24 protein-coding genes and 1 pseudogene are annotated in these 25,127 nt (G+C 66.2%); 14 read left to right on the top strand and 11 right to left on the bottom strand.

All coding sequences use genetic code 11. The annotated features are described in order from the left end of the window. Both AB1I47_RS20300 and AB1I47_RS20295 read left to right on the top strand, forming a co-directional pair. Positions 1 to 1,394: PQQ-dependent sugar dehydrogenase (locus tag AB1I47_RS20300; RefSeq protein ID WP_354685524.1), on the top strand; the 1,394-nt coding region annotated here is incomplete at its 5' end. 203 nt (positions 1,395 to 1,597) lie between these two features. After that, entirely contained in the window at positions 1,598 to 2,443 is an 846-nt protein-coding gene (locus tag AB1I47_RS20295; RefSeq protein WP_354685523.1) for a class II glutamine amidotransferase, read from the top strand. Positions 2,444 to 2,454: 11 nt separating this feature from the next. Here the strand turns inward: AB1I47_RS20295 and AB1I47_RS20290 are convergent, their stop codons facing one another. From AB1I47_RS20290 to catA, 5 genes are all read right to left on the bottom strand, one after another. After that, entirely contained in the window at positions 2,455 to 3,246 is a 792-nt protein-coding gene (locus AB1I47_RS20290; RefSeq protein WP_354685522.1) for a 1,6-dihydroxycyclohexa-2,4-diene-1-carboxylate dehydrogenase, read from the bottom strand. Between the two features lie 16 nt (positions 3,247 to 3,262). Further along, the gene (gene benC, locus AB1I47_RS20285) at positions 3,263 to 4,282 is read right to left on the bottom strand and encodes a benzoate 1,2-dioxygenase electron transfer component BenC (protein WP_354685521.1); all 1,020 of its coding nucleotides are present in this window, start codon (positions 4,280 to 4,282) and stop codon (positions 3,263 to 3,265) included. Positions 4,283 to 4,303: 21 nt separating this feature from the next. Next, on the bottom strand, positions 4,304 to 4,807 hold the full coding sequence (benB, locus tag AB1I47_RS20280) for a benzoate 1,2-dioxygenase small subunit (RefSeq protein WP_354685520.1): 504 nt from the start codon (positions 4,805 to 4,807) through the stop codon (positions 4,304 to 4,306). Beyond that, positions 4,804 to 6,198 (bottom strand): benzoate 1,2-dioxygenase large subunit, encoded by a 1,395-nt coding sequence (gene benA / locus AB1I47_RS20275; protein WP_354685519.1) that lies wholly within the window; start codon positions 6,196 to 6,198, stop codon positions 4,804 to 4,806. Before benA ends, benB begins: the two co-directional genes overlap by 4 nt. Before the next feature lie 95 nt (positions 6,199 to 6,293). After that, positions 6,294 to 7,217, bottom strand: a complete 924-nt coding sequence (gene catA, locus AB1I47_RS20270; RefSeq protein WP_354685518.1) for a catechol 1,2-dioxygenase — start codon at positions 7,215 to 7,217, stop codon at positions 6,294 to 6,296. 160 nt (positions 7,218 to 7,377) lie between these two features. Between catA and AB1I47_RS20265 the strand changes: the two genes are divergently transcribed. Further along, the gene (locus tag AB1I47_RS20265; protein WP_354685517.1) at positions 7,378 to 8,295 is read left to right on the top strand and encodes a LysR family transcriptional regulator; all 918 of its coding nucleotides are present in this window, start codon (positions 7,378 to 7,380) and stop codon (positions 8,293 to 8,295) included. 4 nt (positions 8,296 to 8,299) lie between these two features. On the opposite strand, the gene AB1I47_RS20260 is transcribed toward AB1I47_RS20265, so the two are convergent. Then, a complete protein-coding gene (locus AB1I47_RS20260) occupies positions 8,300 to 9,193 on the bottom strand; it encodes a LysR family transcriptional regulator (protein ID WP_354685516.1) in 894 nt (297 codons plus the stop codon). A gap of 110 nt (positions 9,194 to 9,303) precedes the next feature. Between AB1I47_RS20260 and AB1I47_RS20255 the strand changes: the two genes are divergently transcribed. From AB1I47_RS20255 to pcaD, 4 genes are all read left to right on the top strand, one after another. Then, positions 9,304 to 10,440 (top strand): muconate/chloromuconate family cycloisomerase, encoded by a 1,137-nt coding sequence (locus AB1I47_RS20255; protein WP_354685515.1) that lies wholly within the window; start codon positions 9,304 to 9,306, stop codon positions 10,438 to 10,440. Between the two features lie 44 nt (positions 10,441 to 10,484). Further along, the gene (gene catC, locus AB1I47_RS20250) at positions 10,485 to 10,763 is read left to right on the top strand and encodes a muconolactone Delta-isomerase (protein WP_354685514.1); all 279 of its coding nucleotides are present in this window, start codon (positions 10,485 to 10,487) and stop codon (positions 10,761 to 10,763) included. Between the two features lie 29 nt (positions 10,764 to 10,792). After that, positions 10,793 to 11,806, top strand: coding sequence for a tripartite tricarboxylate transporter substrate binding protein (locus AB1I47_RS20245; protein WP_354685513.1), 1,014 nt, complete (start codon positions 10,793 to 10,795; stop codon positions 11,804 to 11,806). 119 nt (positions 11,807 to 11,925) lie between these two features. Further along, entirely contained in the window at positions 11,926 to 12,708 is a 783-nt protein-coding gene (gene pcaD, locus AB1I47_RS20240) for a 3-oxoadipate enol-lactonase (protein WP_354685512.1), read from the top strand. A gap of 56 nt (positions 12,709 to 12,764) precedes the next feature. On the opposite strand, the gene AB1I47_RS20235 is transcribed toward pcaD, so the two are convergent. Next, positions 12,765 to 13,781, bottom strand: a complete 1,017-nt coding sequence (locus AB1I47_RS20235; protein WP_354685511.1) for a LysR family transcriptional regulator — start codon at positions 13,779 to 13,781, stop codon at positions 12,765 to 12,767. Here AB1I47_RS20235 and AB1I47_RS20230 point away from each other — a divergent pair. Next, positions 13,780 to 14,883: an NADH:flavin oxidoreductase gene (locus AB1I47_RS20230; protein ID WP_354685510.1), complete on the top strand. Its 1,104-nt coding sequence runs from the start codon at positions 13,780 to 13,782 to the stop codon at positions 14,881 to 14,883. The two genes, AB1I47_RS20235 and AB1I47_RS20230, sit on opposite strands and share 2 nt — an antisense overlap. Positions 14,884 to 15,054: 171 nt before the next feature. Then, a complete protein-coding gene (locus AB1I47_RS20225) occupies positions 15,055 to 16,059 on the top strand; it encodes a tripartite tricarboxylate transporter substrate-binding protein (protein WP_407935874.1) in 1,005 nt (334 codons plus the stop codon). Positions 16,060 to 16,083: 24 nt separating this feature from the next. Here AB1I47_RS20225 and AB1I47_RS20220 read toward each other — a convergent pair whose 3' ends face one another. Then, positions 16,084 to 17,007 carry a LysR family transcriptional regulator gene (locus AB1I47_RS20220; protein ID WP_354685509.1) on the bottom strand — a complete coding sequence of 308 codons (924 nt, stop codon included), beginning with the start codon at positions 17,005 to 17,007 and terminating at the stop codon, positions 16,084 to 16,086. Positions 17,008 to 17,213: 206 nt separating this feature from the next. On the opposite strand from AB1I47_RS20220, the gene AB1I47_RS20215 reads away from it, so the two are divergent. Both AB1I47_RS20215 and AB1I47_RS20210 read left to right on the top strand, forming a co-directional pair. Further along, entirely contained in the window at positions 17,214 to 18,392 is a 1,179-nt protein-coding gene (locus AB1I47_RS20215) for a CaiB/BaiF CoA transferase family protein (RefSeq protein WP_354685508.1), read from the top strand. Between the two features lie 26 nt (positions 18,393 to 18,418). Then, positions 18,419 to 19,237: an HpcH/HpaI aldolase/citrate lyase family protein gene (locus AB1I47_RS20210; protein ID WP_354685507.1), complete on the top strand. Its 819-nt coding sequence runs from the start codon at positions 18,419 to 18,421 to the stop codon at positions 19,235 to 19,237. A gap of 18 nt (positions 19,238 to 19,255) precedes the next feature. Here AB1I47_RS20210 and AB1I47_RS20205 read toward each other — a convergent pair whose 3' ends face one another. Continuing rightward, positions 19,256 to 19,882, bottom strand: a complete 627-nt coding sequence (locus AB1I47_RS20205; protein WP_354685506.1) for a helix-turn-helix transcriptional regulator — start codon at positions 19,880 to 19,882, stop codon at positions 19,256 to 19,258. Between the two features lie 205 nt (positions 19,883 to 20,087). Here AB1I47_RS20205 and AB1I47_RS20200 point away from each other — a divergent pair, with 205 nt between their 5' ends. The 3 genes from AB1I47_RS20200 to AB1I47_RS20190 all read left to right on the top strand — a co-directional run bounded on the left by AB1I47_RS20200 (position 20,088) and on the right by AB1I47_RS20190 (position 22,979). Beyond that, the gene (locus AB1I47_RS20200; RefSeq protein WP_354685505.1) at positions 20,088 to 20,936 is read left to right on the top strand and encodes an HTD2 family dehydratase; all 849 of its coding nucleotides are present in this window, start codon (positions 20,088 to 20,090) and stop codon (positions 20,934 to 20,936) included. 28 nt (positions 20,937 to 20,964) lie between these two features. Continuing rightward, on the top strand, positions 20,965 to 22,125 hold the full coding sequence (locus AB1I47_RS20195; protein ID WP_354685504.1) for an acyl-CoA dehydrogenase family protein: 1,161 nt from the start codon (positions 20,965 to 20,967) through the stop codon (positions 22,123 to 22,125). Positions 22,126 to 22,472: 347 nt separating this feature from the next. After that, the gene (locus AB1I47_RS20190) at positions 22,473 to 22,979 is read left to right on the top strand and encodes a DUF6496 domain-containing protein (protein WP_354685525.1); all 507 of its coding nucleotides are present in this window, start codon (positions 22,473 to 22,475) and stop codon (positions 22,977 to 22,979) included. 151 nt (positions 22,980 to 23,130) lie between these two features. On the opposite strand, the pseudogene AB1I47_RS20185 reads toward AB1I47_RS20190, so the two are convergent. Both AB1I47_RS20185 and AB1I47_RS20180 read right to left on the bottom strand, forming a co-directional pair. Further along, a pseudogene (locus AB1I47_RS20185) lies at positions 23,131 to 23,211 on the bottom strand (helix-turn-helix domain-containing protein); the annotation flags it as partial. Between the two features lie 385 nt (positions 23,212 to 23,596). Continuing rightward, entirely contained in the window at positions 23,597 to 25,123 is a 1,527-nt protein-coding gene (locus AB1I47_RS20180; RefSeq protein WP_354685503.1) for a sensor domain-containing diguanylate cyclase, read from the bottom strand. Positions 25,124 to 25,127 lie beyond the last annotated feature (4 nt).

Below are 25,127 nucleotides of genomic sequence, written 5' to 3'. Positions count from 1 at the left end.
GTGGTAGTAGTGCAGGCGGTGGCTCGGGCGGCGGTCCAGGTGGCGGCGGTACCGGCACGCTGGCGCTTGCCATCTCCGGTCTGCCGTCAGGGACGCAGGCCGCGGTCACGGTGACCGGGCCGGGCGAGTATCGCCAGACCGTGACCCAGTCCACCACGCTGTCGAATCTCGCGGCGGGCAGCTATACCGTCAACGCCGACAATGTGCTGACCGGCACCAGCGTGTACAAGCCGCAGCCGGCAGCGCAGACCGTCGCAGTGGGTGCAGGCGCCGGCCCTGCTGCCAGTGTTGCGTACGGTTCGCCTGAAACGCTGCGGCTGTCGCTGACGCAGGTTGCCGCGGGCCTCTCCGCACCGATCTTCCTGACGTCGCCGCCCGGCGACGCGCGCCTGTTCGTGGTCGAACGCGCCGGCCGCATCCGCATCGTGCGCAACGGCGCGCTGGTCGGCACGCCGTTCCTCGATATCTCCGCGCTGACGACGACCGATGGCGAACGCGGGCTGCTGTCGATGGCATTCGACCCGGCCTATGCGGCCAACGGGCGCTTCTACGTCTATTACACCGACCGCAACGGCGCGATCACGATCGCCCGCTACACCGTGGCAGCGTCGAACCCGGACGTTGCCAATGCCACGGGCACCGTGCTGCTATCCATTCCCCACCCGACGTTCTCCAACCATAACGGCGGCCAGCTCGCGTTCGGTCCGGACGGCATGCTCTATCTCGGCACGGGCGACGGCGGCGGAGGTGGCGACCCGTCCGGCAATGCGCAGAACACGGCGTCGCTGCTCGGCAAGATGCTGCGCATCGATGTCAGCGGGGCATCCGGCTACGGCGTGCCTGCCGGTAATCCGTTCATCGGCCAGAGCGGCCGCCGCGGCGAAATCTGGGCACTGGGCCTGCGCAACCCCTGGCGGTTCACCTTCGATGCCGGCCTGCTGTATATCGCCGATGTCGGCCAGAGCCAGCGCGAGGAAGTCGACGTCGCGCCGGCCACCAGCGCCGGCCTCAACTACGGCTGGAACCGGACCGAGGGCACGGCCTGCTTCGGCGCGACTACTTGCGACAAGACTGGCCTGACGCTGCCGGTCTTCGAATACAGCCACGATGCCGGCGGCTGCGCCATCGTAGGGGGCTATGTGTATCGGGGTAGCGCCATTGCCGCACTGCAAGGACGGTATTTCCACTCCGACCTGTGCACAGGCCGGTTGCAGAGCTTTGTGTACCGGGACGGCGTGGCAGCGGAACAGGTCGACTGGAACGTGACCATTCCGGGCAGCGTGTTCTCCTTCGGCGTGGATGCCGGGCAGGTGCTGTATGTGATGGCGGATACGGGATCGTCGGCGACGAGCGGGCGGGTGTATCGGATCGATGCGGCGAGCGCCGCGCCTTGACCATCCCGGGCGCGTTCAGCCGGTCGACGCTGCGACGGGCAACAGGCTATTCCCTGTATTGGACATTCACAGGGAATCACCTGTGAGCAGGGTGTGCCCCAGGCGCTCCTGACGAATTCGCCATTTGCTGTTCGCGCCGCCTCGCCCTACAACTGGAGTGTGGGCCGGAAGGCACCGGGCCGCACTAGTCGAGGAGGAGCACCATGTGCCGCTGGCTGGCCTACTCGGGTAAATCCGTTCCGCTGGAAGCGGTGCTGTTCCAGCCGGAACACTCGCTGATTGACCAGAGCCTGAATTCGCGGCTGGGTCATACCACCACCAATGGTGACGGGTTCGGCGTCGGCTGGTACGGACGGCACTCTGAGGTGCCGTTCCGCTATCGCTGCCTGCACCCCGCCTGGAGCGACACCAACCTGCGCGAGACGGCGCGCGCGGTGCGGGCGCCGCTGTTCGTTGCCCACGTGCGCGCGGCCACCGGCACGCCGACGCAGGAAACCAACTGCCATCCGTTCCGCTTTGGCCGCTGGCTGTTCGTCCATAACGGCCTGATCCGCGAATACCCGCTGCTGCGGCGCGACCTGATGATGGCCGTGGCGCCGCACCTGTTCCGCTGGATCGAGGGATCGACCGATTCCGAGGTGATGTTCTTCCTGGCGCTGACTTTCGGCCTGGAGCGCGACCCGCGCGGCGCGCTGGAGCAGATGGCCGGGCTGATCGAGGACGTCGGCCACCGCTGCGACGTGCAGTTTCCGCTCAATATGACCGTCTGCGTGACCGATGGCCAGCAGGTGGTGGCGGTGCGTTATTCGAGCGAGACGGACTCGCGCTCGCTGTTCCACAGCACCTCGTTCCGGCAGTTGCGCGAGCTCTACCCGGATGACCCGCGCATCATCGCTGCCGGCGACAATGCCTTCCTGGTGCTGTCCGAGCCGCTGATCGACGTGCAGGGCGTGTGGGAGGAGATCTCCGAATCGACCATCCTGATTGCCCGGGGTGGCGAGATCGTGCACAGCCGCTTCGTGCCGCGGCTGCCTGACCCTTCGACGTGAGCGGCAAGGGCTCAGCCCTGGTCGCCCCCGCCCACGGGCAATACCGTTCCGGTGATGTACGAGGCCTCGTCCGACGCCAGGAACAGGATCGCGCCGATCTGCTCGTCGATGGTGCCATAGCGGTGCATCAGGCTCGACGCCACGGTCTGGTCGACGATGGCCTGGTACCACGCCGCTTCCTGCGCGGACTGCGGCGCGGCATTGCGGGGAATGCGGCGCGGCGGGGCCTCGGTACCGCCCGTGGCGACGGCGTTGACGCGGATGCCTTCGGTTGCATGCTCGAAGGCCAGGCTCGCGGTCAGTGCATTGACGCCGCCCTTGGCCGCCGCGTAGGGCACGCGGTGAATGCTGCGCGTCGCGATCGATGACACGTTGACGATCACGCCGTGGCGCCGCTCGACCATGCCGGGCAGCACCGCGCGGCAGCACCACAGCGTGGGAAACAGCGAGCGCCGGATCTCCGCCTCGATCTGGTCTTCCTCGTAATGCTGGTAGGGCTTGGCCCAGATGGTGCCGCCGACGTTGTTGACCAGCACGTCGATGCGGCCCCAGGCGTCGAGCCCGGCCTGCGCCATGGCGCGGGCACCGGCATAGGTTTCCAGGTCCGCGGTGACGGCGACGACCTTGCCGCCGCCCGCGGCGATCTCTCCGGCTACCTCATGCACGAGTTCAGAGCGGTCCACCAGCACCACCGACGCGCCCTCGGCCGCCGCGGCCAGTGCCACCCCGCGCCCGATGCCCTGCGCGGCGCCGGTAACGACCACCACCTTGTCAGCGAAGCGCGCGTTGCGGTCCGTTTGCATGCTTGCCTCCTTGTGCTCAGGCCGCATTGCTGGCCGAGAATTTTTCGTAGTAGAAGCCCGCGGGCGTGATTCCGGCCTGCTGCAGCCAGCTGCGCACGGCCTCCACCATCGCCACCGGGCCACACAGGTACACGTCGACGTCGCCGCCATTGAGCCAGGCGTCGTCAATATGCGCGGTCACGTAGCCCTTGCGCGGATGCGCGCTGGCGGGATCGGCGACGCAGGTGCGGTACTCGAAGCCGGGCACCGACTCGCGCGCGGCATCGAGCTGCGCCAGGGCCACCAGGTCGATGTCCTGAGTCACGCCGTACACCATGCGCACAGGCTGCGTGCTGCCGGACGCGTTTAGCACGTCCAGCATCGACAGGAACGGCGCGATCCCGGTGCCGCCCGCCAGCATCAGCACCGGCCGCGTCACGGGACGCAGGTAGAAGCTGCCATAGGGACCGGAGAACGAAATGCGCTGGCCCGGCTGCGCGGCGCTGGTCAGGTAAGTGCTCATGCGCCCGTCCGGCACATTGCGCACGACAAAGGCGGTGCGCGCATTGCCGGGAGCCGAGCTGAACGAGTAAGAGCGCGTCGCCTCGCTGCCCGGAATGCCGACGTTGACATACTGGCCCGCGAGGAAGTCGATGCCTTGCGCATTCTCGAGATCGATCGAGAAGCCGATGGTCGAGTCCGACAGCCGCGTCACCTCGGCGATGGCGCCGTGCCACGTGGCCACGCCGGTCTTGCACGCGGTCGACGAGGCGGGCACGCGGATCACGCAGTCCGAGCGCGGGCGCGTCTGGCACGCCAGCACGTAGCCCTGCGCGGCTTCCTCGGCGGTCAGCGCGTCTTCGATATAGCTCGATTCCGGCAGGTCGTACGAGCCGGACTCGCACAGCCCGCGGCAGGTGCCGCAGGCGCCGTCGCGGCAGTCCAGCGGAATGTTGATCCGCTGGCGATAGGCAGCATCCGACAGCGTCTCGTGCTCGCCGCAGGTGATGAAGCGCGTGACGCCGTCTTCGAATTGCAGGGCGATCGTGTGTTCCATGGCCTTGTCCTCCCGCCCGGTTCAGATGTGGTAGATGTCGATGACCTGGTTGATGTAGTCGTTCTTCAGGACCACATACTTGTCCAGGATGCGCGGCTGCTCCCCCGACAGATCGAGCTTGTAGCGCGACATGCCGAAGTAGCTGTAGGTGGCCTGGTAGCGATGGCTCAGCGTGTGCCAGTTGAAGCGCACCGTGCAGGTATCGCCGTCGACGCCAAGCAGTTCCACATTGCTGAGGTTGTGGCTGGTGCGCGTGTCGGGCATGGTGGCGCTGGAGCGCTCGGTCTTGATGCGGAACACGCGGTCCTCCAGTCCTTGCCGGCTGGGGTAATAGATCAGGGAGATCTCGCGCTGGGGATCGGTGACCAGCTTGCCGTCGTCGTCCCAGCACGGCATCCAGAACTGCGCGTCGGGGTGGTAGCAGTCCAGCCATTCATCCCACTGCTCGTCGTCCAGCAGGCGGCATTCCTTGTAGAGAAAGGCCTGGATCCGGGCGAGGTTCACGTTGCTGTCGATGGTGCTCATGCCTTGCTCCCTGCCTCGGCGGCCACCGCCTGCTTCATCACGTCCAGCCAGTAGCGATGCTGCACGGTGTACAGCCCTTCATCCTCGGTGCGCACGCCGCTCATGACCGGCTTCAGGCCGATGCGCTGCGCGGCTTCGTCGGCGCCGTCGACCCAGTGCGTAGCGCCGCGGCACATGTCGTTCCACGGCAGCGCCTGGCCGGCATAGCCCTGCTGGCACGCGCGGAATTCTTCCAGGTCGTCAGGCGTGGCCATGCCGCTCACGTTGAAGAAGTCCTCGTACTGGCGGATGCGGCGCGCGCGGGCTTCGTCGGACTCGCCCCTGGGCGCGATGCAATAGATCGTGACTTCGGTCTTGTCGACGGAAAGCGGGCGCAGCAGGCGGATCTGCGAGCCGAACTGGTCCATCAGGTAGACGTTGGGATACAGGCACAGGTTGCGCGAGTTGCGGATCATCCAGTCCGCGGTCTCGGCGCCGCAGCGCTGCGCGAATTCATCGCGGCGGCTGAAATTGGGACGGTCTTCCGGATTGGCCCAGCGCGTCCACAGCAGCATGTGGCCATGCTCGAAGGCGTAGAAGCCGCCGCCCTGCCGGCCCCACTTGCCGGCATCCATGGCGCGGATCTGGTCGGCCTGCGCGTTCTTCTGCTTGCGGTGGTTGGTGGTCGCGGCGTAGTTCCAGTGCACTGCTGACACGTGGTAGCCATCGGCGCCGTTCTCGGCCTGCAGCTTCCAGTTGCCTTCGAAGGTATAGGTCGACGAGCCGCGCAGCACTTCCAGGCCGTCGGCGGACTGGTCGACGATCATGTCGATGATGCGTGCGGCTTCACCCAGGAAATCCTTCAACGGCAGCACGTCCGGATTCAGGCTGCCGAACAGGAAGCCGCGATAGTTCTCGAAACGCGCTACCTTCTTCAGGTCGTGCGAGCCTTCCTTGTTGAAGCAGTCCGGGTAGCCGGCCTGTTCGGGGTCTTTCACCTTCAGCAGCTTGCCGCTGTTGTTGAAGGTCCAGCCATGGAAGGGGCAGGTGTAGGTGGCCTTGTTGCCGCGCTTGTGGCGGCACAGCATCGCGCCGCGGTGGCTGCACGCGTTGATAAAGGCGTTCAGCTCGCCCTGGCGGTTGCGCGCGATCACCACCGGCTGGCGGCCGATATGGGTGGTGTAGTAATCGTTGTTGTGGGGGATCTGGCTCTCGTGGGCCAGGTAGATCCAGTTGCCTTCGAAGATGTGCTTCATCTCCAGCTCGAACAGCGCTTCGTCGGTGAAGGCGCGGCGATGCAGGCGGTAGTCGCCGCGGGCCTTGTCTTCCACCAGGAAGGTATCGAGGTCCAGCGGCGCGCTGGTGTCGGGGCGAGCGGGGGCCGCGCCCTTATCCGGATAGATAGGGATCATGGAGTCGTCTCCTGCCGAGGTCTTGTCTGCCGTGGCGGCGCACCGCCCGGCCTGCTATGGGCGCCCCATCCGGGGCGGCCCGGCCGTGGGGAAAATCAGGCGGCGGCGCGCTGGCGTTCCACCTCGGCGGCGGGGGCGCCGGCGGTCTCCGGCAGCAGCCGGAAGTCGAAGTCGATCGAGGCGAACGGGCGGCTCACGCCATGCTTGTCGAGCGCGGCGGCATCGGCCACACGCGTGACTGCCGGCACCAGGCCCTCGCGGCTGGCGAAGGCGAAGTCGTCCCACAGGTATTCGTCGCCGTCGATATTGATCTGCGTGGTCAGCTTGCGGTGGCCGGGGGCCGACACGAAGAAGTGGATATGCGCGGGGCGGCGGCCATGGCGGGCCAGCAGGTCCAGCAGGCGCTGCGTGGTGCCTTGCGGCGGGCAGCCGTAGCCCATCGGCACGGTGCTGCGGAACTGGTAGCGGCCGTCGGCATCGGTGACGATGGTGCGGCGCAGGTTGAAGTGCGACTGGGTGGTATCGAAGAAGGAATAGTTGCCCAGCAGGTTGGCATGCCAGACTTCCACGCGCGCACCGGCCAGCGGCTTGCCGTCGGTGCCGTAGACCGTGCCCTGCATGAACAGGATTTCGCCCTGGTCCTCTTCGCTGCCGTCGTCCAGGCGGGCAAAGCCGGTGCTTTCCGGCGCGCCGGCCACGTACAGCGGGCCTTCGATGGTGCGCGGCGTGCCGCCGGCGAGCCCGGCGCGGGCTTCGGCCTCGTCGGCGCGGATGTCCAGGAAGCGCTCCAGGCCCAGGCCGGCGGCAAGCAGGCCGAGTTCCTGGCTGGCGCCGGCCTCGGCAAAGTACTCGATGCCCTTCCAAACTTCGCTCGGGCTCAGGTCCAGGTCTTCGATCGCCTTGAACAGGTCGGACGTCAGGCGCACCACTACCTGTTGCACGCGCGGATTGGCCTCGCCGGGGCGGGCGGTTGCAACGATAAAGCCCTTTACCAGCGCTTCGATTTCCGTGTGGGTCATAGCTGTCTCCAGTCTCGTGTTCGCGGGGTGTCGTTGATTGCTCAGACAATGCTTTTTTGGTATCAAGCTTGCTGTCTGGCCCGAGACGGAGCATAGTTGACGCGTATTTGCGCGGTCCAACACCGATTTAGTATCTCTTCGATACCCGGAAGGTATATTCGTGGAATTGCGTCACTTGCGTTACTTCGTCGCCGTGGCGGAGGAACGCAACTTCACCCGCGCCGCCGAGCGGCTGCATATTGCCCAGCCGCCGTTGTCGCGGCAGATCCAGCAACTCGAGGAGGATCTGGGCGTCCAGCTGTTCGAGCGCCAGACGCGCCCGCTCAGGCTGACCGACACCGGGCGCTTCTTCTACACGCATGCGCTGCGGGTGCTGGCGCAGACCGCGGAACTGGAGGCCATGACCCGCCGCGTCGGCCAGATCGAGCGCAAGATGCAGGTCGGCTTTGTCGGCTCCACGCTTTACGGCATGCTGCCCAGGATCATCCGGCGCTTTCGCGAGGAACACAGCGACATCGAGCTGAGCCTGCACGAGATGTCGACCATGGACCAGATCAGGGCGCTGAAAGAGGGCCGCATCGACGTGGGCTTCGGCCGCATCCGTTATGAAGACCCTGCCATACGGCGCGTGGTGCTGCGCGAGGAGCGCATGATCGTGGCGCTGCCGGTCGGCCATCCGCTGGGCGAGGGGCGGCAGGAGCTGTCGCTGCATGAGCTGGTGGGCGAGATGCTGATCATCTTCCCCAAGGCGCCGCGGCCCAGCTATGCGGACCAGGTGCTGGCCGCCTTCCACGACCGCGCGCTCAAGCCGCGGCGCATCCAGGAAGTGCGCGAGCTGCAGATCGCGCTGGGGCTGGTGGCGGCGGGCGAGGGGATCTCGGTGGTGCCGAGCAGCGTGCACGGCCTGAAGCGCGACGATGTCACCTACGTGGAGCTGGACGACCCCAAGCTGGTGTCGCCCATCATCATGAGCATGCGCATGCTCGACGAGTCCGCCGACCTGCGCGCCATGCAGGAAATGATCTACCGGTTGTACGAAGAGGCGGGCATTGCCTACCTGCCGCCCACGCAGGAGTAGGGCATCACGCCAGTTCCTGCTGCCCCTGCTGCAGCACCCATGCCACCGCGCGCGCCAGGAAGGGCGAGGTATCGCCGGCGCGCAGGCTCATGATCACCGGCGAGACGAAGCCGGGGGCGTCGATGGGGCAATAGCGCACGTCGTCGCGGTGCAGGCGCTGCACGGAGGCGGGCACCAGCGTAATGCCCAGTCCCGCCGCCACCAGCCCCAGCGCCGTCTGCAGCTCGTTGGCTTCCTGCACCACGCGTAGCTGCAGCCCGTGCGCGCGGAACAGCGACAGCACATGGTCCGCATAGCTGGGCCGCGGCCGCGCGGGGTACAGCACGAAGGGGTGTCGGGCCAGCGCCTCAGCGGTCAGCGTGCCGTCGCGCGGCATCGGCTGCGCGGCCGGCAGGGCGGCGACCAGCGGCTCGGCCATCACCACTTTCTGCGTGATGGCCGGATCGTTCAGCGCAATACGGCCAAAGCCCAGGTCGATGCGGCCGGCCTTCAGCGCCGCCACCTGCTGCACCGTGATCATCTCGGTCAGCCCCACCTCCACCTGATTGTCGGCGCCGCGCAGCTCGCGGATCAGTTCCGGCAGGAAGCCGTACAGCACCGACGGCACGAAGCCGATGCCGAACCAGCGTTTCTCGTTGCGGCCGATGCGGCGCGTGCCTTCGATCGCTTCGTCCAGCCGCTGCGTCAGTTGCAGCGACTGCTCCAGCAGGAAGCGCCCGGCCTCCGTCAGGCGCAGGCCGCGGCCGACGCGGTCGAACAGCGCCACCCCGATTTCTTCCTCGAACTGGCGGATCTGGCGCGACAGCGGCGGCTGCGCCATATGCAGCAGCGATGCCGCCCGCGTCACATTCAGTTCCTGGGCAACGGTCTGGAAATAGCGCAGGTGACGGAGTTCCATATCTGGCCTTATCGATACCTATGGGGTATGAGATCAGACATCATCGGTCTTGGACGCCAGCAAAGTCAAGGCGCATACTCCGATGCCATATCGAATTGCATCCTAAAGGTATGAAAGTGGGCACCCAAGCGACGATCACCGCAGTCCAGGCAATCCTGGTCGACCTGCCGACCATCCGGGCGCACCAGCTCGCCATGGCCACCATGCAGCAGCAGACGCTGGTCATCGTGCGGCTGCAGTGCAGCGACGGCATCGAAGGCATCGGCGAGGCCACCACCATCGGCGGGCTGTCCTACGGCGACGAAAGTCCCGAAGGCATCAAGCTGACCATCGACACCTACCTGGCACCGGCGCTGGTGGGCCAGGACGCCGCCAACGTGCATGCGGCCATGGCGCGGCTGAACCAGGTCGCGCGCGGCAACCGCTTCGCCAAGTCGGCACTGGAAACCGCGTTGCTCGATGCGCAGGGCAAGCGCCTGGGCGTGCCGCTGGCCACGCTGCTGGGCGGCGCCGTGCGCGACACGCTGCCGGCGCTGTGGACGCTGGCCAGCGGCGATACCGCGCGCGATATCGAAGAGGCCGAGCAGTTGCTGGAAGCGCGCCGCCATAACACCTTCAAGCTCAAGATCGGCCGGCGCGCGGTGCGCGACGACGTGGCCCACGTGGCCGCGATCAAGCGCGCGCTGGGCGATCGTGCCCGTGTGACCGTGGACGTCAACCAGGCCTGGAACGAGGCCGATGCCGCCACCGGCATCGCCATGCTGGAAGCCGCCGGCATCGACCTGATCGAACAACCGACGCCGCGCGAGCAGCGCGCCGCACTGGCCCGGCTGGCCGCGCGCTTCGTCGTGCCGATCATGGCCGACGAGGCAGTGTGCGGGCCGGAGGACGCGATGGAACTGGCGCGCATCGGCGGCGCCGATGTGTTTGCCCTGAAGATCGCCAAGTCCGGCGGCATCTTCGGCATGCTGCGCACCGCGGCCGTGGGCGATGCCGCCGGCATCGCGCTTTATGGCGGCACCATGCTGGAAGGCAGCGTCGGCACCATCGCCGCCGCCCACGGCTTCTGCTCGCTGCCCCAGCTGGCATGGGGCACGGAGCTGTTCGGGCCGCTGCTGCTCAAGGACGATATCGTTACGGCGCGCCCGGAATACCGGGATTTCGCGCTGCACCTGCCGCAGGGGCCAGGCCTTGGCCTGGCGCTGGACGAGGACAAGCTGGCGCACTATCGCCGCAAGCAGGGCTGAATATCGACCCAACCCTGCCCCCAAACACGATCGGAGGAACCCTCATGCTTTATCTGGTCCGGATGGACGTCAACCTGCCGCACGACCTGCCCGCGGCGCAGGCCGATGAAATCAAGGCGCGCGAGAAGGCCTATGCGCAAGACCTGCAGCGCCAGGGCAAGTGGCAGCAGCTTTATCGCGTGGTGGGCGAATACGCCAACTACAGCATCTTCGACGTGGAATCCAACGACGAACTGCACACGCTGCTGGCGGGCCTGCCGCTGTTCCCGTACATGAAGCTGGCGGTCACGCCGCTGGCCAGGCATCCGTCGTCGATACGCTGAACGACATCAGAAGAAAGGACTGGAGACACATGAAATCCCTGCTGCAACGGCTGTTCCTGCGGCCCTCGACGACACCTGGCGCCCGCACCGGCGCGGCCGCGCTGATGCTCGCCCTGGCCGCGGCCAGCGCGCCCGCGCATGCCGCGTGGCCCGACCACCCGATCCGCTGGATCGTGCCGTTCCCCGCCGGCGGCGCCATGGACAATATCGCGCGCACGCTGGGGGAAGATATGTCGCGCACGCTCGGCCAGGCCATCGTGGTGGAAAACCGCCCCGGCGCCGGCGGCAATATCGGCGCGGAACTGGTCGCGCGCGCGCCGGCCGACGGCTACACCATGATCATCGTCGCCAATGGCATGGCGGTGAATCCGGCGCTGTATGGCAGGCTCAGCTACGACCCGGTGAAGGACTTTGCGCCGGTGTCGCTGCTGGCCGTGGTGCCCAATGTGCTGGTGGCCAACAAGGCCAGGACGCCGGCGAAGACGGTGGCGGAGGTGGTGGCCAATGCCAAGGCAAAGCCAGGCAAGTACGCCTATGCGTCCGCGGGCAATGGCACGTCGATCCACCTTGCGGGGGAGTTGTTCACGTCGATGGCGGGCGTCGACCTGCTGCACGTTCCCTACAAGGGCAGCGGTCCGGCCATGACCGACCTGCTTGGCGGGCAGGTCGACTATATGTTCGACAGCATCACCTCGGCCAAGCCGCATATCGATTCCGGCAAACTCACCGCCATCGCGGTAACCACCAGCAAGCGCTCGACGGCGCTGCCCAATGTGCCTACGGTGGCCGAGTCGGGATTGCCTGGCTATGAGCTGTCGCCGTGGTTCGCCGCCTTTGTGCCGGCGCGCACGCCGCCCGCCGCCATCGAAGGGCTGAACCGCGCCATGCTCGAAGCGCTGCGCAAGCCTGATGTGCAGAAGCGGCTGGCGGCGATCGGCGCCGAGCCCATCGGCAGCACGCCGGCGGCGCTGCGCGACCACCTGGCGCGTGAGACCGCCAAGTGGGGCGAGCTGATCCGGGCGCGGGGGATTCGCGCGGATTGATGCTCAACCACAGGCTCTTGCTTACCGCTTGTGTACTCCCTCTCCCGCTTGCGGGAGAGGGGAGCAAACCGCCCCAATTCCCACATCCTGACCAAATCCCGCCAAGGAACACCCACCTCATGAGCACCGCCACACGCGACGATCTTCGCCTGCACTACGAACTCGAAGGCCCGGCCGATGCGCCAGTGCTTGTCATGTCCAACTCGCTGGGCACCACGCTGGCAATGTGGGACCCCCAACTGCCCGCGCTGCTCAGGCATTTCCGCGTGCTGCGCTACGACACGCGCGGCCACGGCGCCTCGTCGGCCAGCGCACAGCCGTTCGGCATGGCCGAACTCGGCGCCGATGTGCTCGCGGTGATGGACCATGCCGGCGTGCAACGCGCGCATTTCTGCGGCCTGTCGATGGGCGGCATGACGGGGATGTGGCTGGCGCGGCATCATCCGGACCGCTTCGGCCGCTTCGTATTGGCCAACACCGCGGCGCTGATCGGTCCCGCCTCCGGCTGGAACACCCGCATCGAGACTGTGCAGCGCGACGGCATGGCCGCCATCGTCGACGGCGTGCTGGCACGCTGGTTCACCCCGGGCTGGCTGGCAAGCCATCCCGCCCGTGTCGCCCCCGTGCGCGAGATGCTGGTTCAGGTCAATGCATCGGGCTACATCGCGAACTGCGCGGCAGTGCGCGACGCCGACCTCCGCGCGATCCTGCCGGCCATCGACGCCGAAGTGCTCGTCATCGCAGGCCTGCAGGACGCCGCGACGACAGCCGAGCAGGGGCGTGCCGTGGCCGATGCCATTCCCGGTGCCGAGTACCTTGCCCTCGATGCGGCCCATCTCTCCAACTGGGAGTTGCCTGCCGAGTTTGCAGATGCGGTGACATCGTTCCTGCAGCGCGGCTGACCGCGCCGCTGTGGCACGACGGCGAGCCCATGATCGTCATGGTGCGATGACGACGTTCAGGCCTGAGTCCCCAAAGACCACTGCGGCCCATCCTTCGTCAGGCTCTGTTCCAGCGCTTCAAGAAACACGCGCACCCGCATCGGCACGTACTTCCTGGTCGGCAATACCGCCCAGATCGATAGCTGCTGCGGCTGCGCGTCGTTCAGATCGATGGCGACCAGCGACCCGTCTGTCAACTCCCCCCGTACATCCCAATACGTCAGCAACGCCAGCCCAAGCCCTTGCAGGCATGCGGTGCGAACACCTTCGATGCTGCTGCACAGGAACCTGCCGTCGACCCTCACCGCTCGGGTCTGGTCGCCAACGATAAACGGCCAGTGCGCCATGTTGCTGAGCCGCACGCAGGAATGCCCCTCGAGGTCGGCCAGCACTTTGGGAGCGCCATGTCTTTGCAGGTACGCCGGCGTCGCGCACAGAACGCGAGGGTTGGGGGCGAGCGCGCGTGCAACCAGTTCGGAATCCCGCAGCGGCGCGATGCGGATCGCGACATCGATGCCGCTGCCGGCGATGTCCACGATGGTGTCGCTCAACTGAAGCTCGATGCGCATGGCCGGATTCTGCTCGAGCAGCAGGGGGATCAACGGCATGACGCCGATCCGGCCAAACGCGGCGGGGGCAGTGACCCGCAGCAGGCCGGTCGCGCCCCGGGACGCCGGCGTCAACGTGCCGCGCGCTTCTTCAGAGGCATCCAGTATGGTGCGCGCGTATGGCAGGAACTCTTCGCCTTCGGGCGTCAGCGACACCGAACGCGTCGTGCGGTGCATCAGGCGGACCCCCAGCTCGCGCTCCAGCGCGGCCAAGCCGCGGGAAACGGCCATCGGTGTCATCCCCATCTGCCGCGCGGCGCTGGCAAGGCTGCCGCCTGCGTTGGCCGCGACAAACACGGCGATGTCGGTGATGTTCATGGTGTAACGAAAACCGTTATGCTGGCCGATCACTTTCGGAGATTGTTTGGGTGATGCGCAGAAATTATATTCGTTTCCGTTATCCACAGCGAATATGTGCCCTGCCATGAACCCTGATCCGTCCCCTCTCTTTGCGCCCAGCGAGCTCCTCAACGTCAAGCTCGGCAACCGGCTCGCCGTAGCGCCGATGACGCGCGTGACGGCCACCGAAGACGGTGTACCGACCGATACGATGGCCGCTTATTACAAGCGCTTTGCGCGCGGCGGCTTCGGTCTCGTGATCACCGAGGGCAACTACATCGACAAGGCGTTTTCCCAGGCCTACGCCAACCAGCCGGGTCTGGCAGACGACGTCCAGGCAACTGGCTGGCACGCCCTGATCGATGCTGTCCACGCGGCGGGCAGCAAGGTGTTTGCGCAGATCCAGCATGCCGGCGCGTTGTCGCAGGGCAACCGCTATCGGCCCGGAACGGTCGCACCCTCGGCGGTGCAGCCCAGGGGCGAGCAGATGCCGTTCTACCGAGGCGAGGGTCCATACCAGGTGCCGCGAGCGCTGACCGACGAGGAAATCGCGGACGTGATCGCGAGCTTCGGCGCTGCCGCGGCACGTGCCGTCAATGTGGCTGGCTTCGACGGCGTCGAAATCCACGGCGCCAATGGCTACCTGCTCGATCAGTTCCTGACCGACTACACCAACCTTCGCAACGACCGCTGGGGCGGCGATATCGTGCAACGGCTGACACTCAGCACCGAGGTCGCGAAAGCCGTACGGCACGCCATCGGTGGCCGCGCGCCCGTGGGGATGCGCATTTCGCAGGGCAAGGTGAACGACTTCGTTCACAAGTGGGCCGAAGCGGAGGCGGGCGCCGAAGCCGTATTCGGAACGCTGGCCGACGCTGGCCTGGACTATATCCACGTGACTGAGTTCGAAGCGTGGCGGCCGGCGTTCGGCAATCATGGAGCGAGCCTGGTGAAGCTCGCACGCAAGTATGCGCCCGCGGTGACGATCATCGCCAACGGCGGCCTCCACGACCCGGCACGCGCCATCGAGGTGATGCAGCACGGCGCCGATATCGTTGCGCTAGGGCGCGGCGCGCTGGGCAATCCCGACTGGCCGCAACGGGTTCAGCGGCGGGGCACGCTGGCTGAGTTCGACCGCGCGGTGCTCGCGCCGATCGCAAATATCAAGGCTTCGGAACTTGCCGCGTGACCCCGTGATTGCGATGCGCTCCGCCGTCGGATCGCCTGCGTTCGGCCGCGCCGTATGGCCCGTTCGGTAAATCCGGATTGCCCTCCGGTGCGGTTATCGCGCACTCTAGTCTTCGTTTGATAACCGACCGGGCGCGATACAGCACGCCCCGGCGACATGGAGACGGTGATGATGCGTATGCGAACGGGCAAGGCCATGCTGGCCGGTATCAGGTGGATGTCGGGCGGAGCGCTCGGCCTGGCGTTTTCCGCGGGGGCGCTGGCGGCGGACGCCTATCCGTCCAAGCCGATCACGCTGGTGGTGCCGTTCTCGGCCGGCGGCCCGACCGATGTGGTGTCCCGGGCGCTTGGGCAGGCCATGGCGAAGGATCTGGGGCAGAGCGTGGTCGTGGAAAACAAGCTCGGCGCCGGCGGCACCGTGGCGGCCGCATTCGTGGCACGGGCGCAGCCGGATGGCTACACCATCCTGATCCACCACAACGGCATGGCGACGGCGCCGGCGCTGTACAAGAAGCTCTCCTACAGCCCCGTGAAGGACTTCGAGTACATCGGGCAGGTGGCGGATGTGCCGATGACGCTGCTGGGCCGCAAGGACCTGCCGCCGGCCAACGCGGCGGAGCTGATCAAGTACGTGCAGCAGAACAAGGAGAAGGTCTCGCTGGCCAATGCCGGCCTTGGCGCGGTGTCGCAGCTATGCGGCCTGCTGTTCGAGGAGGCAGTCAAAGTCAAGATGACTTCCATTCCCTACCAGGGCACCGGCCCCGCGCTGACGGCGTTGCTGGGCGGGCAGGTGGACCTGCTGTGCGACCAGACCACCTCGACGCTGCCGCATATCAACGCCAACCGGGTCAAGCTGTATGGCGTGACGACACCGAGCCGCATCAAGGCGCTGCCCAATGCGCCGACGCTGCAGGAAGGCGGCCTGAAGGGCTTCTCGATGAAGGTCTGGCACGGAATCTATGCGCCCAAGGGCACGCCGCCCGAGGTCACTGCCAGGCTGACCAAGGCGCTGCAGCAGGCACTGAAGGATCCTGCCGTGGCCAAGCGGCTTGACGACCTGGGTGCGGAGGTTGTTCCGGTAGACAAGCAGACGCCGGAAGGGCTGCGCAGCTGGCTCAAGGCGGAAAGCGACAAGTGGCAGCCGCTGCTGAAGACGATGAAGGTGGAGGCCGACTGACATCGATCGAAGCGATCCTGCTTATCAGAGATTAAGTCCGGCCGGGCTGCCGCCCGCAGCCTGCGCCACCTCGATCAGCTCATCGATCAACGCCTTGGCGCAACCCGGCAGCCCTTCCAGTTCCCGCACGATCACCGCACGCTCGCGGATTGCCCACGGCTCGTGCAGTTCGATAATCTCGATCTTCATCGTCTGCTTGTGGCGCAATGCCGCCGACAGCGGCACCACGCCGATGCCCACCCCCGCCTCGATCATCCGGCACATCGCTTCGAAGCTGCGGATCTGGATGCGGATCTGCAGCTTGCGCCGCTGGTCGCGCACGAGTTCGGTCAGAAAGGCGTGCAGGGTGCTGCCTTCATGCAGGCTGACGTGCTCGTAGTCGAGGGTATCTTCGAATGAAACCTTGTCCTTTTGCGTCAGCGGATGTCCGACCGGTGTCGCCAGTACCAGCTTGTCAGTGCTGAAATGGATGACCTCGAGGCCTTCCGAGTTCAGCGGTCCGGAAATGATCCCCAGGTCTGCGCTGCCGTCCAGCACGCCGCGAATAATGTCGCGCGTCAGGCGTTCCTGCAGGTCGACGGTGACGGCGGGGCGCTCTGACATAAAGCGCGCCAGCACCTCGGGCATGAACTCGGTGACGGCCGTGGTGTTCGCAAAGATGCGGATATGGCCGACCGAGTCCTTGGAATACTCTTCGAATTCGCTTTTGACATGCTCGAACTGGCGTTCGATCACGCGGGTATGCCGCAGCAGGCGCTCGCCGGCAGGGGTCAGGGCCAGGCCCTTGCTTTCACGGTAGAACAGGCGGGTACCGAGCTGGTCCTCCAGCGCCTTCAGGCGCGCGCTGGCTGCGGCGGGCGATAAAAATGCCTTTCTCGCCCCGCGCGACAGGTTTTCTTCCTCGGCGATGCGGGCAAACAGCCTGAGGTCGGCAAAATCAAAATGCATAGGTGCTCCTTGTCCTGAACTGTACCAAGGCGTCACATATGTCGCAAACCGGGAGGCTGCGATGCATTCGGCGCAAGCGAACGGCTGCTTCCGGAAATCGAGATTTACCGAATCGCCGCGCGCTGCGAGACTTGCTCCGACCGAATCCCAGCCGTTCGTTGCTGCCGTGGCAGTGACGAACGCAAATCTTCCCAAAAAGGCATGCTATGCGTCCCCTTGATGGCATTACCGTGGTTTCCCTGGAGCATGCAATCGCTGCGCCGTTCTGTACCCGCCAGCTCGCCGACCTGGGCGCGCGCGTGATCAAGATCGAGCGGCCCAGAGTCGGCGATTTCGCGCGCGGCTATGACGAACGCGTGGACGGCATGTCGTCGCACTTTGCCTGGACCAACCGCTCGAAGGAAAGCCTGGCGCTGGACCTGAAGCACGCGGAGGCGCCTGCCATCCTGCAGAAGATTTTTGACCACGCGGACGTGCTGGTGCAGAACCTGGCGCCGGGTGCCGCCGACCGGCTCGGGCTGTCCTACGAAGCGCTGTCGCAGCGCTATCCCGGCATCGTGGTCTGCGATATCTCCGGCTATGGCAACGACGGCCCCTACCGGGACAAGAAGGCCTATGACCTGCTGATCCAGGCCGAGTCGGGCTTCGTCTCCATCACCGGCACGCCGGAAAGCCCGTCCAAGGCCGGCTGCTCGATCGCGGATATCGCCGCCGGCATGTATGCCTACACCAATATCCTGGCGGCGCTGTTGCAGCGCGGCAAGACCGGGAAGGGCGCCCATATCGACGTATCGATGCTGGAAAGCATGGTCGAGTGGATGGGCTATCCGCTCTACTACGCGTTTGACGGCGCCACGCCGCCGCCGCGCGCCGGCGCCTCGCACGCGACCATCTTTCCCTATGGCCCGTTCACGGCCGGCGACGGCAAGACCATCATCCTCGGCCTGCAGAACGAGCGCGAGTGGGAGGCCTTCTGCCGGGTGGTGCTGGAGCGGCCGGAACTGACCACCGACGAGCGCTTCGTCACCAACTCGCTGCGCGCGAAGAGCCGTGTCGAGCTGACGCAGATCATCACCGACGTGTTCGCCGCGCTGTCCATCGACCAGGTGGTCGAGCGGCTGGAGCGCGCCCAGATTGCCAACGCCCGCATGAACGATATGCGCGATGTCTGGAACCACCCGCAATTGAAGGCACGCGAGCGCTGGACCTCGGTCAGCTCTCCCGTGGGCGTGATCCCGGCGCTGCTGCCGCCCGGCATGCCCAATGCCTTCGAGCCGCGCATGGACGCCATCCCGGCGCTGGGCGAGCACAGCGAAGCCATCCTGCGCGAGCTCGGCTACACCGGCGACGATGTGGCGCGGCTGCGCACCGAAGGCGCCATCTGATCCGCCTGTATCCAGAAAGGATGCCCATGACCGCCACCGCTATCGCCCGTTCCTACCTGTTCGTGCCGGCAAACCGGCCCGAGCGCTTTGCCAAGGCCCATGCGTCGGGCGCCGACCGCGTCATCCTGGACCTGGAAGACGCCGTCTCCGAGGCCGACAAGGACCGCGCCCGCCACTTGCTGGCTGAGTACCTGGCCGCCGGCGGCAGCGGGCTGGTACGTATCAATGCCACGCAGACGCGCTGGTTCGAGGATGATGTGCGCGCATGCCTGAAGCCAGGCGTGCAGGGCGTGGTGCTGCCCAAGGCGGAGAGTGCCGCGCAGATCGCGCAGGTCGTGCGGCATCTGCCACCGGAGGTCAAGGTGCTGCCGCTGATCGAAACGGCGGCGGGCATGACCAACGTGAAAGAGATCGCTGCCGCGCCCGGCGTCGAACGCCTGGTCTTCGGCACGGTGGATTTCCGCACGGAGCTGGCGATCGAGGGCGACGACCAGGAGCTGCTGTTCTTCCGCTCGATGCTGGTCCTCGCCTCGCGCGCCGCGGGCATCGCCGCGCCCGTGGATGGCGTGACGGTGGCCATTGCCGATCTCGACGAACTGCGCGCCGCCAGCACGCGCGGGCGCCGGCTGGGATTCGGCGCGAAGCTGTGCATTCATCCTTCGCAGGTCGAGGAAGTCAACAAGGCCTATCGGCCCTCTGAAGCGCAACTGGCGTGGGCCGAGCGCGTGCTCGAAGGCGCAAAGTCGAGCCCCGGTGCGTTCCAGCTCGATGGCGAGATGATCGATGCGCCGGTGATCGCGCGTGCCACCGACCTGCTGCGGCAGGCGGGCCGCGTTGTTTCCTGACAGGCGAGCCCCGCCTCGCTACTTCCCTTGCAGCCCGTCCTCGCGCAGGCGCGAAACCGTCTGCAGCGACACGCCAAACCAGTCGTAGAAGGACGCCTCCAGGTCCCCGCTGTCGGTCCACCCCACGCGCGCCTTCAGGTCGGCCACCGACAGGTTGGACTGGATCGACTCGAACAGCGCCCGCATCAGCCGCTGCGTGCGGCATATCTGGGTAAAGGCCGCCCCCTGCCTGAACAGCGCCGTGCGGATACGGTCCGGCGTGGTCTGCAGGGCCTGCGCCATCACCCGCGCATTCCATTCCTGTTGCGGGTGATGGAAGACCGTCCCTGAAATCAGATCGCGCAGGTATTCGACCCTGGGCGCCGTTCCCGCGCCCAGCTTCACCACCGAGCTCGCATCGCGCACATCAACGGTGTCGTCATCCAGCTCCAGATCGCATACACAGGGACTGAACACCCCACCCGTCAGGTGCAGGTCGATGCAGGCAAAGGCGGGAACGCTGACGGTCTGCCCTTCGCGCAGCGTGCGCGCGAAGCCGCGCGCGGCGAGGGTGTTCTGGCCGCGGGATGACGTAATCCGCATCGGGAAGGCGGGAATGAGCCGATGCAGGGACACACGGCTGCGGCAACGGATCTGGACTTGCATGGAAGCACTTCAACGCATCGGTGATGCCCAGATGCTCGCCCCACTTGGCGGTTCGGTAAATCCGTTTCTTCCGAACGCTGCATTCGGCCGGGCGGCAGGGCCATGCTTTCCGCCGCAGCGAACGGCTCGTTCCGAACTTGCGAATTGGAAGCAGCGGCGGCACGGTGCATAGTGGAGCCCAGGCAATCAAGACCAGAGAGATGTGATGGACGTTGTGAAGCTGAAGGAATGGATCGGGAAGACCACGGAAAGCCAGGACGAGATCACGGCGTTTCCCGTCAAGGCGCTCGCGGCGACCCTCGATTACGATGACCCCACTCCGGTTCGCGGCGACGCGATCGCGCCGCTGTGGCACTGGCTCTATTTCCTGCCACTGCACCGGCAATCCGAGATCGGCGCTGACGGCCATGCCAGGCTCGGCGGCTTCCTGCCGCCGATGCCGTTGCCGCGCCGCATGTGGGCGGGCGGCCGGCTCTGGTTCCACCAGCCGCTGCGCATCGGTGATGCGGCCACCAAGGTGTCGCGCATCCTCGACGTGAGCGCCAAGAGCGGGCGCAGCGGCTCGCTCGCCTTTGTCACGGTCGAGCACAAGTATTCCGGGGCCAACGGGCTCGCGGTGACCGAAGAGCACGACATTGTCTACCGCGAGAACGCCTCGCCGAACGCGCCCGCACCGGAACCGGTACCGGCCCCGACGGGTGAGGAGTGGGTGCATGAGGTGGCGACCGACCCGGTGCTGCTGTTCCGCTTCTCCGCGCTGACCTTCAATGGTCATCGCATTCACTACGACAAGCAATACGTGACCGCGGTCGAGCACTATCCGGACCTGATCGTCCACGGTCCGCTGCTGGCGATGCTGCTGCTCGAGCTGGTGCGCAAGAACCTGCCGGATGCGGTGGTCAAGAGCTTCTCGTTCCGGGGCGTGCGGCCGACCTTTGTGCCGCAACGCATCTTCGTCTGCGGCAAGCGCGGCGAAGACGGCAAGTCGGTCGAGCTGTGGATCCGCCACGAAGACGGTGCCCTCGCGATGAGCGCGTCCGCTGAACTGAACTAAGCCCCCAAAAGTTGTTGGAGACCAGGCTGTGCAGAACAGAATCGATGAGTACCAGGAAATCCGTGAAGCCGTGCGCGATCTGTGCGGACAGTTCTCGTCAGAGTACTTCCGCAAGGTGGACGAGGTACGTGGCTACCCCGAAGAGTTCGTCAATGCGCTGACCGCCGCCGGCTGGCTGGCAGCGCTGATCCCGGAGGAGTATGGCGGCTCGGGCCTGGGCCTGACCCAGGCGTCCGTCATCATGGAAGAAATCAACCGTGCCGGCGGCAATTCGGGCGCCTGCCACGGCCAGATGTACAACATGGGCACGCTGCTGCGCCATGGCTCGGCCGAACAGAAGAAGCTGTACCTGCCCAAGATCGCCAGCGGCGAACTGCGCCTGCAATCGATGGCCGTGACCGAGCCAACCACCGGCACCGACACCACCAAGATCAAGACCACCGCCGTGCGCAAGGGCGACAAGTACGTCGTCAACGGCCAGAAGGTATGGATCTCGCGCGTGCAGCATTCGGACCTGATGATCCTGCTGGCCCGTACCACGCCGCTTGCCGAATGCAAGAAGAAGTCGGAAGGCATGTCGATCTTCCTGGTCGACCTGCGCGAGGCCATCGGCAAGGGCCTGACGGTCCAGCCGATCATCAACATGGTCAACCACGAGACCAACGAGCTGTTCTTCGACAACCTGGAAATCCCGGCGGAGAACCTGATCGGTGAGGAAGGGAAGGGCTTCAAGTACATCCTCGACGGCCTGAACGCCGAGCGTACTTTGATCGCCGCCGAGTGCATCGGCGACGGCTACTGGTTTATCGACAAGGTGACCAAGTACGTCAATGAGCGTGTGGTCTTCGGCCGGCCGATCGGGCAGAACCAGGGTGTGCAGTTCCCTATCGCCAAGGCCTTTGTCAATGTGGAAGCGGCTAACCTGATGCGGTTTAAGGCGGCCAAGCTGTTCGATGCGCACCAGCCGTGCGGCGCTGAGGCCAATATGGCGAAGTTGCTGGCGGCGGATGCTTCCTGGGAAGCGGCTAATGCCTGCCTGCAGTATCACGGTGGTTTTGGCTTTGCGGCGGAGTATGACGTTGAGCGCAAGTTCCGGGAGACGCGCCTTTACCAGGTGGCGCCGATTTCGACGAACCTGATTCTTTCTTACGTTGGCGAGCATATTCTGGGGATGCCGCGGTCGTTTTGAGGGTTTGCTTCAGCGGTCTCAGGACTTCGTGACCCGTCACGGGTTTACGCTGCTCCGGGACTGGCTGCTTGGGGTGGTTGGCGATTCGCAATGAATGGCGGAAGCTGTCGCAGGACGCTCCGTTTTCAGGCTTGGTAGATTCGTCGCACGGTGAGCAGATTTGGCAAGGCGCAAATACTATTGGCGCCTCTGTGAGCGGCGGTGACTGCACGGTTGGCAAGCCTGGAACGACCTTTGCGTGGAATGTCATATCAACCCGCCGGCAGATGGCGGGCCCTGATCAGCGCCGCGGGACATGCATCTGCCATGGCCCAGGCCGGATGACCGCGGCTGTCATGGAGACGACCATGCCAAGGGCATCGAGCATAGCCCAAGCGAGGGCAGACAAGAGAGAAGGCAAGGCGCCGACCACCCAGGCCGGCCATTTCGTTCGCGACGAGATCGAAGCCGTGCGCAAGGGCAAGCACGGCGTGCGCTCTGCCAAGCAGGCCATAGCGATCGGGCTGTCGGAGGCCCGCCGCGCTGGCGTGGATGTGCCGCCGAAGAAGGGGGCGACCAAGGCGGAAACCAAGGCCGCCGCCGCCAAAGCCGCCGCCGCCAAGGCTGCACCGCGGCGGGCCAGTTCGGAAAGCACGGCCAAGCGCTCCCAGGCTGCGCTCAAGGCACTCAAGCGCGAGAGCACCGCCGGCGCATCGCCCAAGGCGCTGTCGGCGCAGGCCAAGAGCGCGGCCAGCAAGCGCACTGCCTCCGATCGTTCGGCTGCCGCGAAGAAGGCGGCGAGCACCAAGGGGGCTTCGGGTCGCTCCGAAGCGGCTCGCAAGGCGGCTCGCACGCGTGCGGCACGGAAGGATTGACATCCTCCCCTCCTTCGGCCTGCGGCCACTGCCTGACGGCGGAAAAGGGAGGGGATTCCTTCGGCGCTACGCGATGCGTTGCGCAGTCGCTGCGGTGGGTTCCTGCTTCACCGAGCGGCCCGACTGCACCGACTCTCCACAGGCTGCAACGCGATCCGGCGAATCGGCGCATGTCGCGCTGCTGCTCACCGCGCGGCATCAGTTCGAACTTGAAGGCCTGGAGTCGTTGCATCTGGCCAATGTACAGGTGGCCGAAGCGCCCAAACGTGAAACGCTGTAAGGTCGCCACTGTGTCTGCGATCTCGATGAGTGACCGTGGTCTGGCGCCTCAGGTCCGGTCGCGTCCTTTCCCGTACATACCGGGCGGGTAGATCGGATAACGCAGCGCCGCGAATACCAGGACGACGGTGGCGATCGCGGTGATCCAGTCGAGCAGGTCCATAACCCCTCCCCTGTGCGTGTTGTGCGTGTTGTTGCGCGTGGTGCGCGGCACGCGCCGATGGCTTGCATTTCCACCATAGCCAACGCGTGCCGGCTGCACAACTAAGCTCTGCGCATAACCATAGGCGGGCGCAGCCCGCGGCACGCGCCGCGCCGGACAGGGTGCAGCAGGGGACTCAGGACGCCAGCGCCGGCGCCATGGCGCTGAACGTCGCCACGCAGTTGCGCCCGGAGCGCTTGGCCAGGTAGAGCGCTTCATCGCCGGCGCGAAGGAACGCGCGCAGCTCGCCGAACGCTCTTTCGCTGCCGGGGCGATTGGTGTCGGTCACCACGCCGATGCTCACCGTCAGTTGCCCGTCGACGCCGGCCGCATTCGGGATCCGCAGTGCTTCGACTGCCGCGCGCACGGTTTCGGCGAGCGCTGCCGCCCCCGCCGTGTCGGTGTCGGGCAGCAGGATGGCGAACTCCTCGCCGCCATAGCGGCCCGCATAGTCGCCGGGCCGGCGCACATGCCGCTGGATGCAGGCACCCACCGCGGCCAGCGCGTCGTCGCCGGCCTGGTGGCCGTAGCGGTCGTTGAACTGCTTGAAGTGGTCGACGTCGAGCATCAGCAGCGACAGCGGCTGGCCGTGCCGGCGCGCACGGCGCCATTCCATGTCGGCGGCATCGTCGAGTGCGCGCCGGCTGCCGAGCCCGGTCAGGCCATCGGTATTGACCATCCAGCGCAGGTGTTCTTCCATCTCCGCGCGGCGGCGCCACTGGCGCGCCAGCGACACCGACAGCGCGATGATCGCGGCGTCCATCGCGGCAATCAGCGCGCCGAACAGCCAGGCCCGCCGATACCAGGCAGCGAGCACGTCGTGGGTCGCACGTCCCACCACCACAATCAGCGGGAAGCCCGGGATGCGCCGGAAGCTGTAGAGCCGCTGCACGCCGTCGACGGCCGCGACGCCGATAAACGAACCCTGCGTCCCCTGCAGCAGCGGCGCAAAGGAAGCACTGCCGGAGATGTCGCGCCCGATCGATTCCGCTTCGTACGGCCGGCGCATGATGATGGTGCCGTCCGTGCGCAGCAGCGTCAGCGTGCCACCCTCGCCCAGGCTCACGCCGTCGAACAGCTTGCGGAAGTACTGCAGGCGCAGGGTGCCGACGACGATGCCGGCAAAGCTGCCATCCGGCGCCGAGAGCCGGCGGCTGATGCCGATGGACTTGTTTTCCGGCGTCAGCCGCGGCTGGAACGGCCGGCTCAGGAACAGTCCGGCGTCAGTGGCATTGCGGTGGGCCTGGAAGTAATCACGGTCAGACACGTTGACCGGCCGCGGCGGCCATTGTTGCGAGTCGAGCACCAGCTTGCCGTTGCCATCGGTGACCAGCAGCGAGCCCATGTCCTCCGCATTGATGGAGCGGTCGAACAGCAGGCGCTGACGCAGCGCGGCAGGCTGCGCCATGATGGCCGGATCGTGCATGGCTTCGAACACGCCGCTGATGGCCAGCTCATGGATCTGCAGGTTGCGGGTGATGCTGCGCTCCAGCGTCAGCGCCAGGTTGGCCGACGCCTCCGTGGCATTGTCGAGGGCATCCCGGCGCATCTGCAGCAGGGCGAGCGTACCGAGCGCGGCGATCATGCAGACGAGCACGAGGCTCGCGGTGACGATCAGGGAAGCCGGTCGCTTAACGGCTTTGCGAACCGCGAAGTGATTCATGTGG

Origin of the sequence: Cupriavidus necator, from assembly GCF_040578825.1 — a bacterium.
Taxonomy (GTDB): Bacteria; Pseudomonadota; Gammaproteobacteria; order Burkholderiales; family Burkholderiaceae; genus Cupriavidus; species Cupriavidus necator_E.
Note: the sequence above shows the minus strand (reverse complement) of the source record. Positions and strands in the feature narration are given on the sequence as shown.

Bases quoted from the DNA above. Each gene is read 5' to 3' on its own strand.
- AB1I47_RS20295 (WP_354685523.1), top strand. From the start codon at position 1,598: ATGTGCCGCTGGCTGGCCTACTCGGGTAAATCCGTTCCGCTGGAAGCG.
- AB1I47_RS20290 (WP_354685522.1), bottom strand. From the start codon at position 3,246: ATGCAAACGGACCGCAACGCGCGCTTCGCTGACAAGGTGGTGGTCGTT.
- benC (WP_354685521.1), bottom strand. From the start codon at position 4,282: ATGGAACACACGATCGCCCTGCAATTCGAAGACGGCGTCACGCGCTTC.
- benB (WP_354685520.1), bottom strand. From the start codon at position 4,807: ATGAGCACCATCGACAGCAACGTGAACCTCGCCCGGATCCAGGCCTTT.
- benA (WP_354685519.1), bottom strand. From the start codon at position 6,198: ATGATCCCTATCTATCCGGATAAGGGCGCGGCCCCCGCTCGCCCCGAC.
- catA (WP_354685518.1), bottom strand. From the start codon at position 7,217: ATGACCCACACGGAAATCGAAGCGCTGGTAAAGGGCTTTATCGTTGCA.
- AB1I47_RS20260 (WP_354685516.1), bottom strand. From the start codon at position 9,193: ATGGAACTCCGTCACCTGCGCTATTTCCAGACCGTTGCCCAGGAACTG.
- AB1I47_RS20255 (WP_354685515.1), top strand. From the start codon at position 9,304: ATGAAAGTGGGCACCCAAGCGACGATCACCGCAGTCCAGGCAATCCTG.
- catC (WP_354685514.1), top strand. From the start codon at position 10,485: ATGCTTTATCTGGTCCGGATGGACGTCAACCTGCCGCACGACCTGCCC.
- AB1I47_RS20245 (WP_354685513.1), top strand. From the start codon at position 10,793: ATGAAATCCCTGCTGCAACGGCTGTTCCTGCGGCCCTCGACGACACCT.
- pcaD (WP_354685512.1), top strand. From the start codon at position 11,926: ATGAGCACCGCCACACGCGACGATCTTCGCCTGCACTACGAACTCGAA.
- AB1I47_RS20230 (WP_354685510.1), top strand. From the start codon at position 13,780: ATGAACCCTGATCCGTCCCCTCTCTTTGCGCCCAGCGAGCTCCTCAAC.
- AB1I47_RS20235 (WP_354685511.1), bottom strand. From the start codon at position 13,781: ATGGCAGGGCACATATTCGCTGTGGATAACGGAAACGAATATAATTTC.
- AB1I47_RS20225 (WP_407935874.1), top strand. From the start codon at position 15,055: ATGCGTATGCGAACGGGCAAGGCCATGCTGGCCGGTATCAGGTGGATG.
- AB1I47_RS20220 (WP_354685509.1), bottom strand. From the start codon at position 17,007: ATGCATTTTGATTTTGCCGACCTCAGGCTGTTTGCCCGCATCGCCGAG.
- AB1I47_RS20215 (WP_354685508.1), top strand. From the start codon at position 17,214: ATGCGTCCCCTTGATGGCATTACCGTGGTTTCCCTGGAGCATGCAATC.
- AB1I47_RS20210 (WP_354685507.1), top strand. From the start codon at position 18,419: ATGACCGCCACCGCTATCGCCCGTTCCTACCTGTTCGTGCCGGCAAAC.
- AB1I47_RS20205 (WP_354685506.1), bottom strand. From the start codon at position 19,882: ATGCAAGTCCAGATCCGTTGCCGCAGCCGTGTGTCCCTGCATCGGCTC.
- AB1I47_RS20200 (WP_354685505.1), top strand. From the start codon at position 20,088: ATGGACGTTGTGAAGCTGAAGGAATGGATCGGGAAGACCACGGAAAGC.
- AB1I47_RS20190 (WP_354685525.1), top strand. From the start codon at position 22,473: ATGCCAAGGGCATCGAGCATAGCCCAAGCGAGGGCAGACAAGAGAGAA.
- AB1I47_RS20180 (WP_354685503.1), bottom strand. From the start codon at position 25,123: ATGAATCACTTCGCGGTTCGCAAAGCCGTTAAGCGACCGGCTTCCCTG.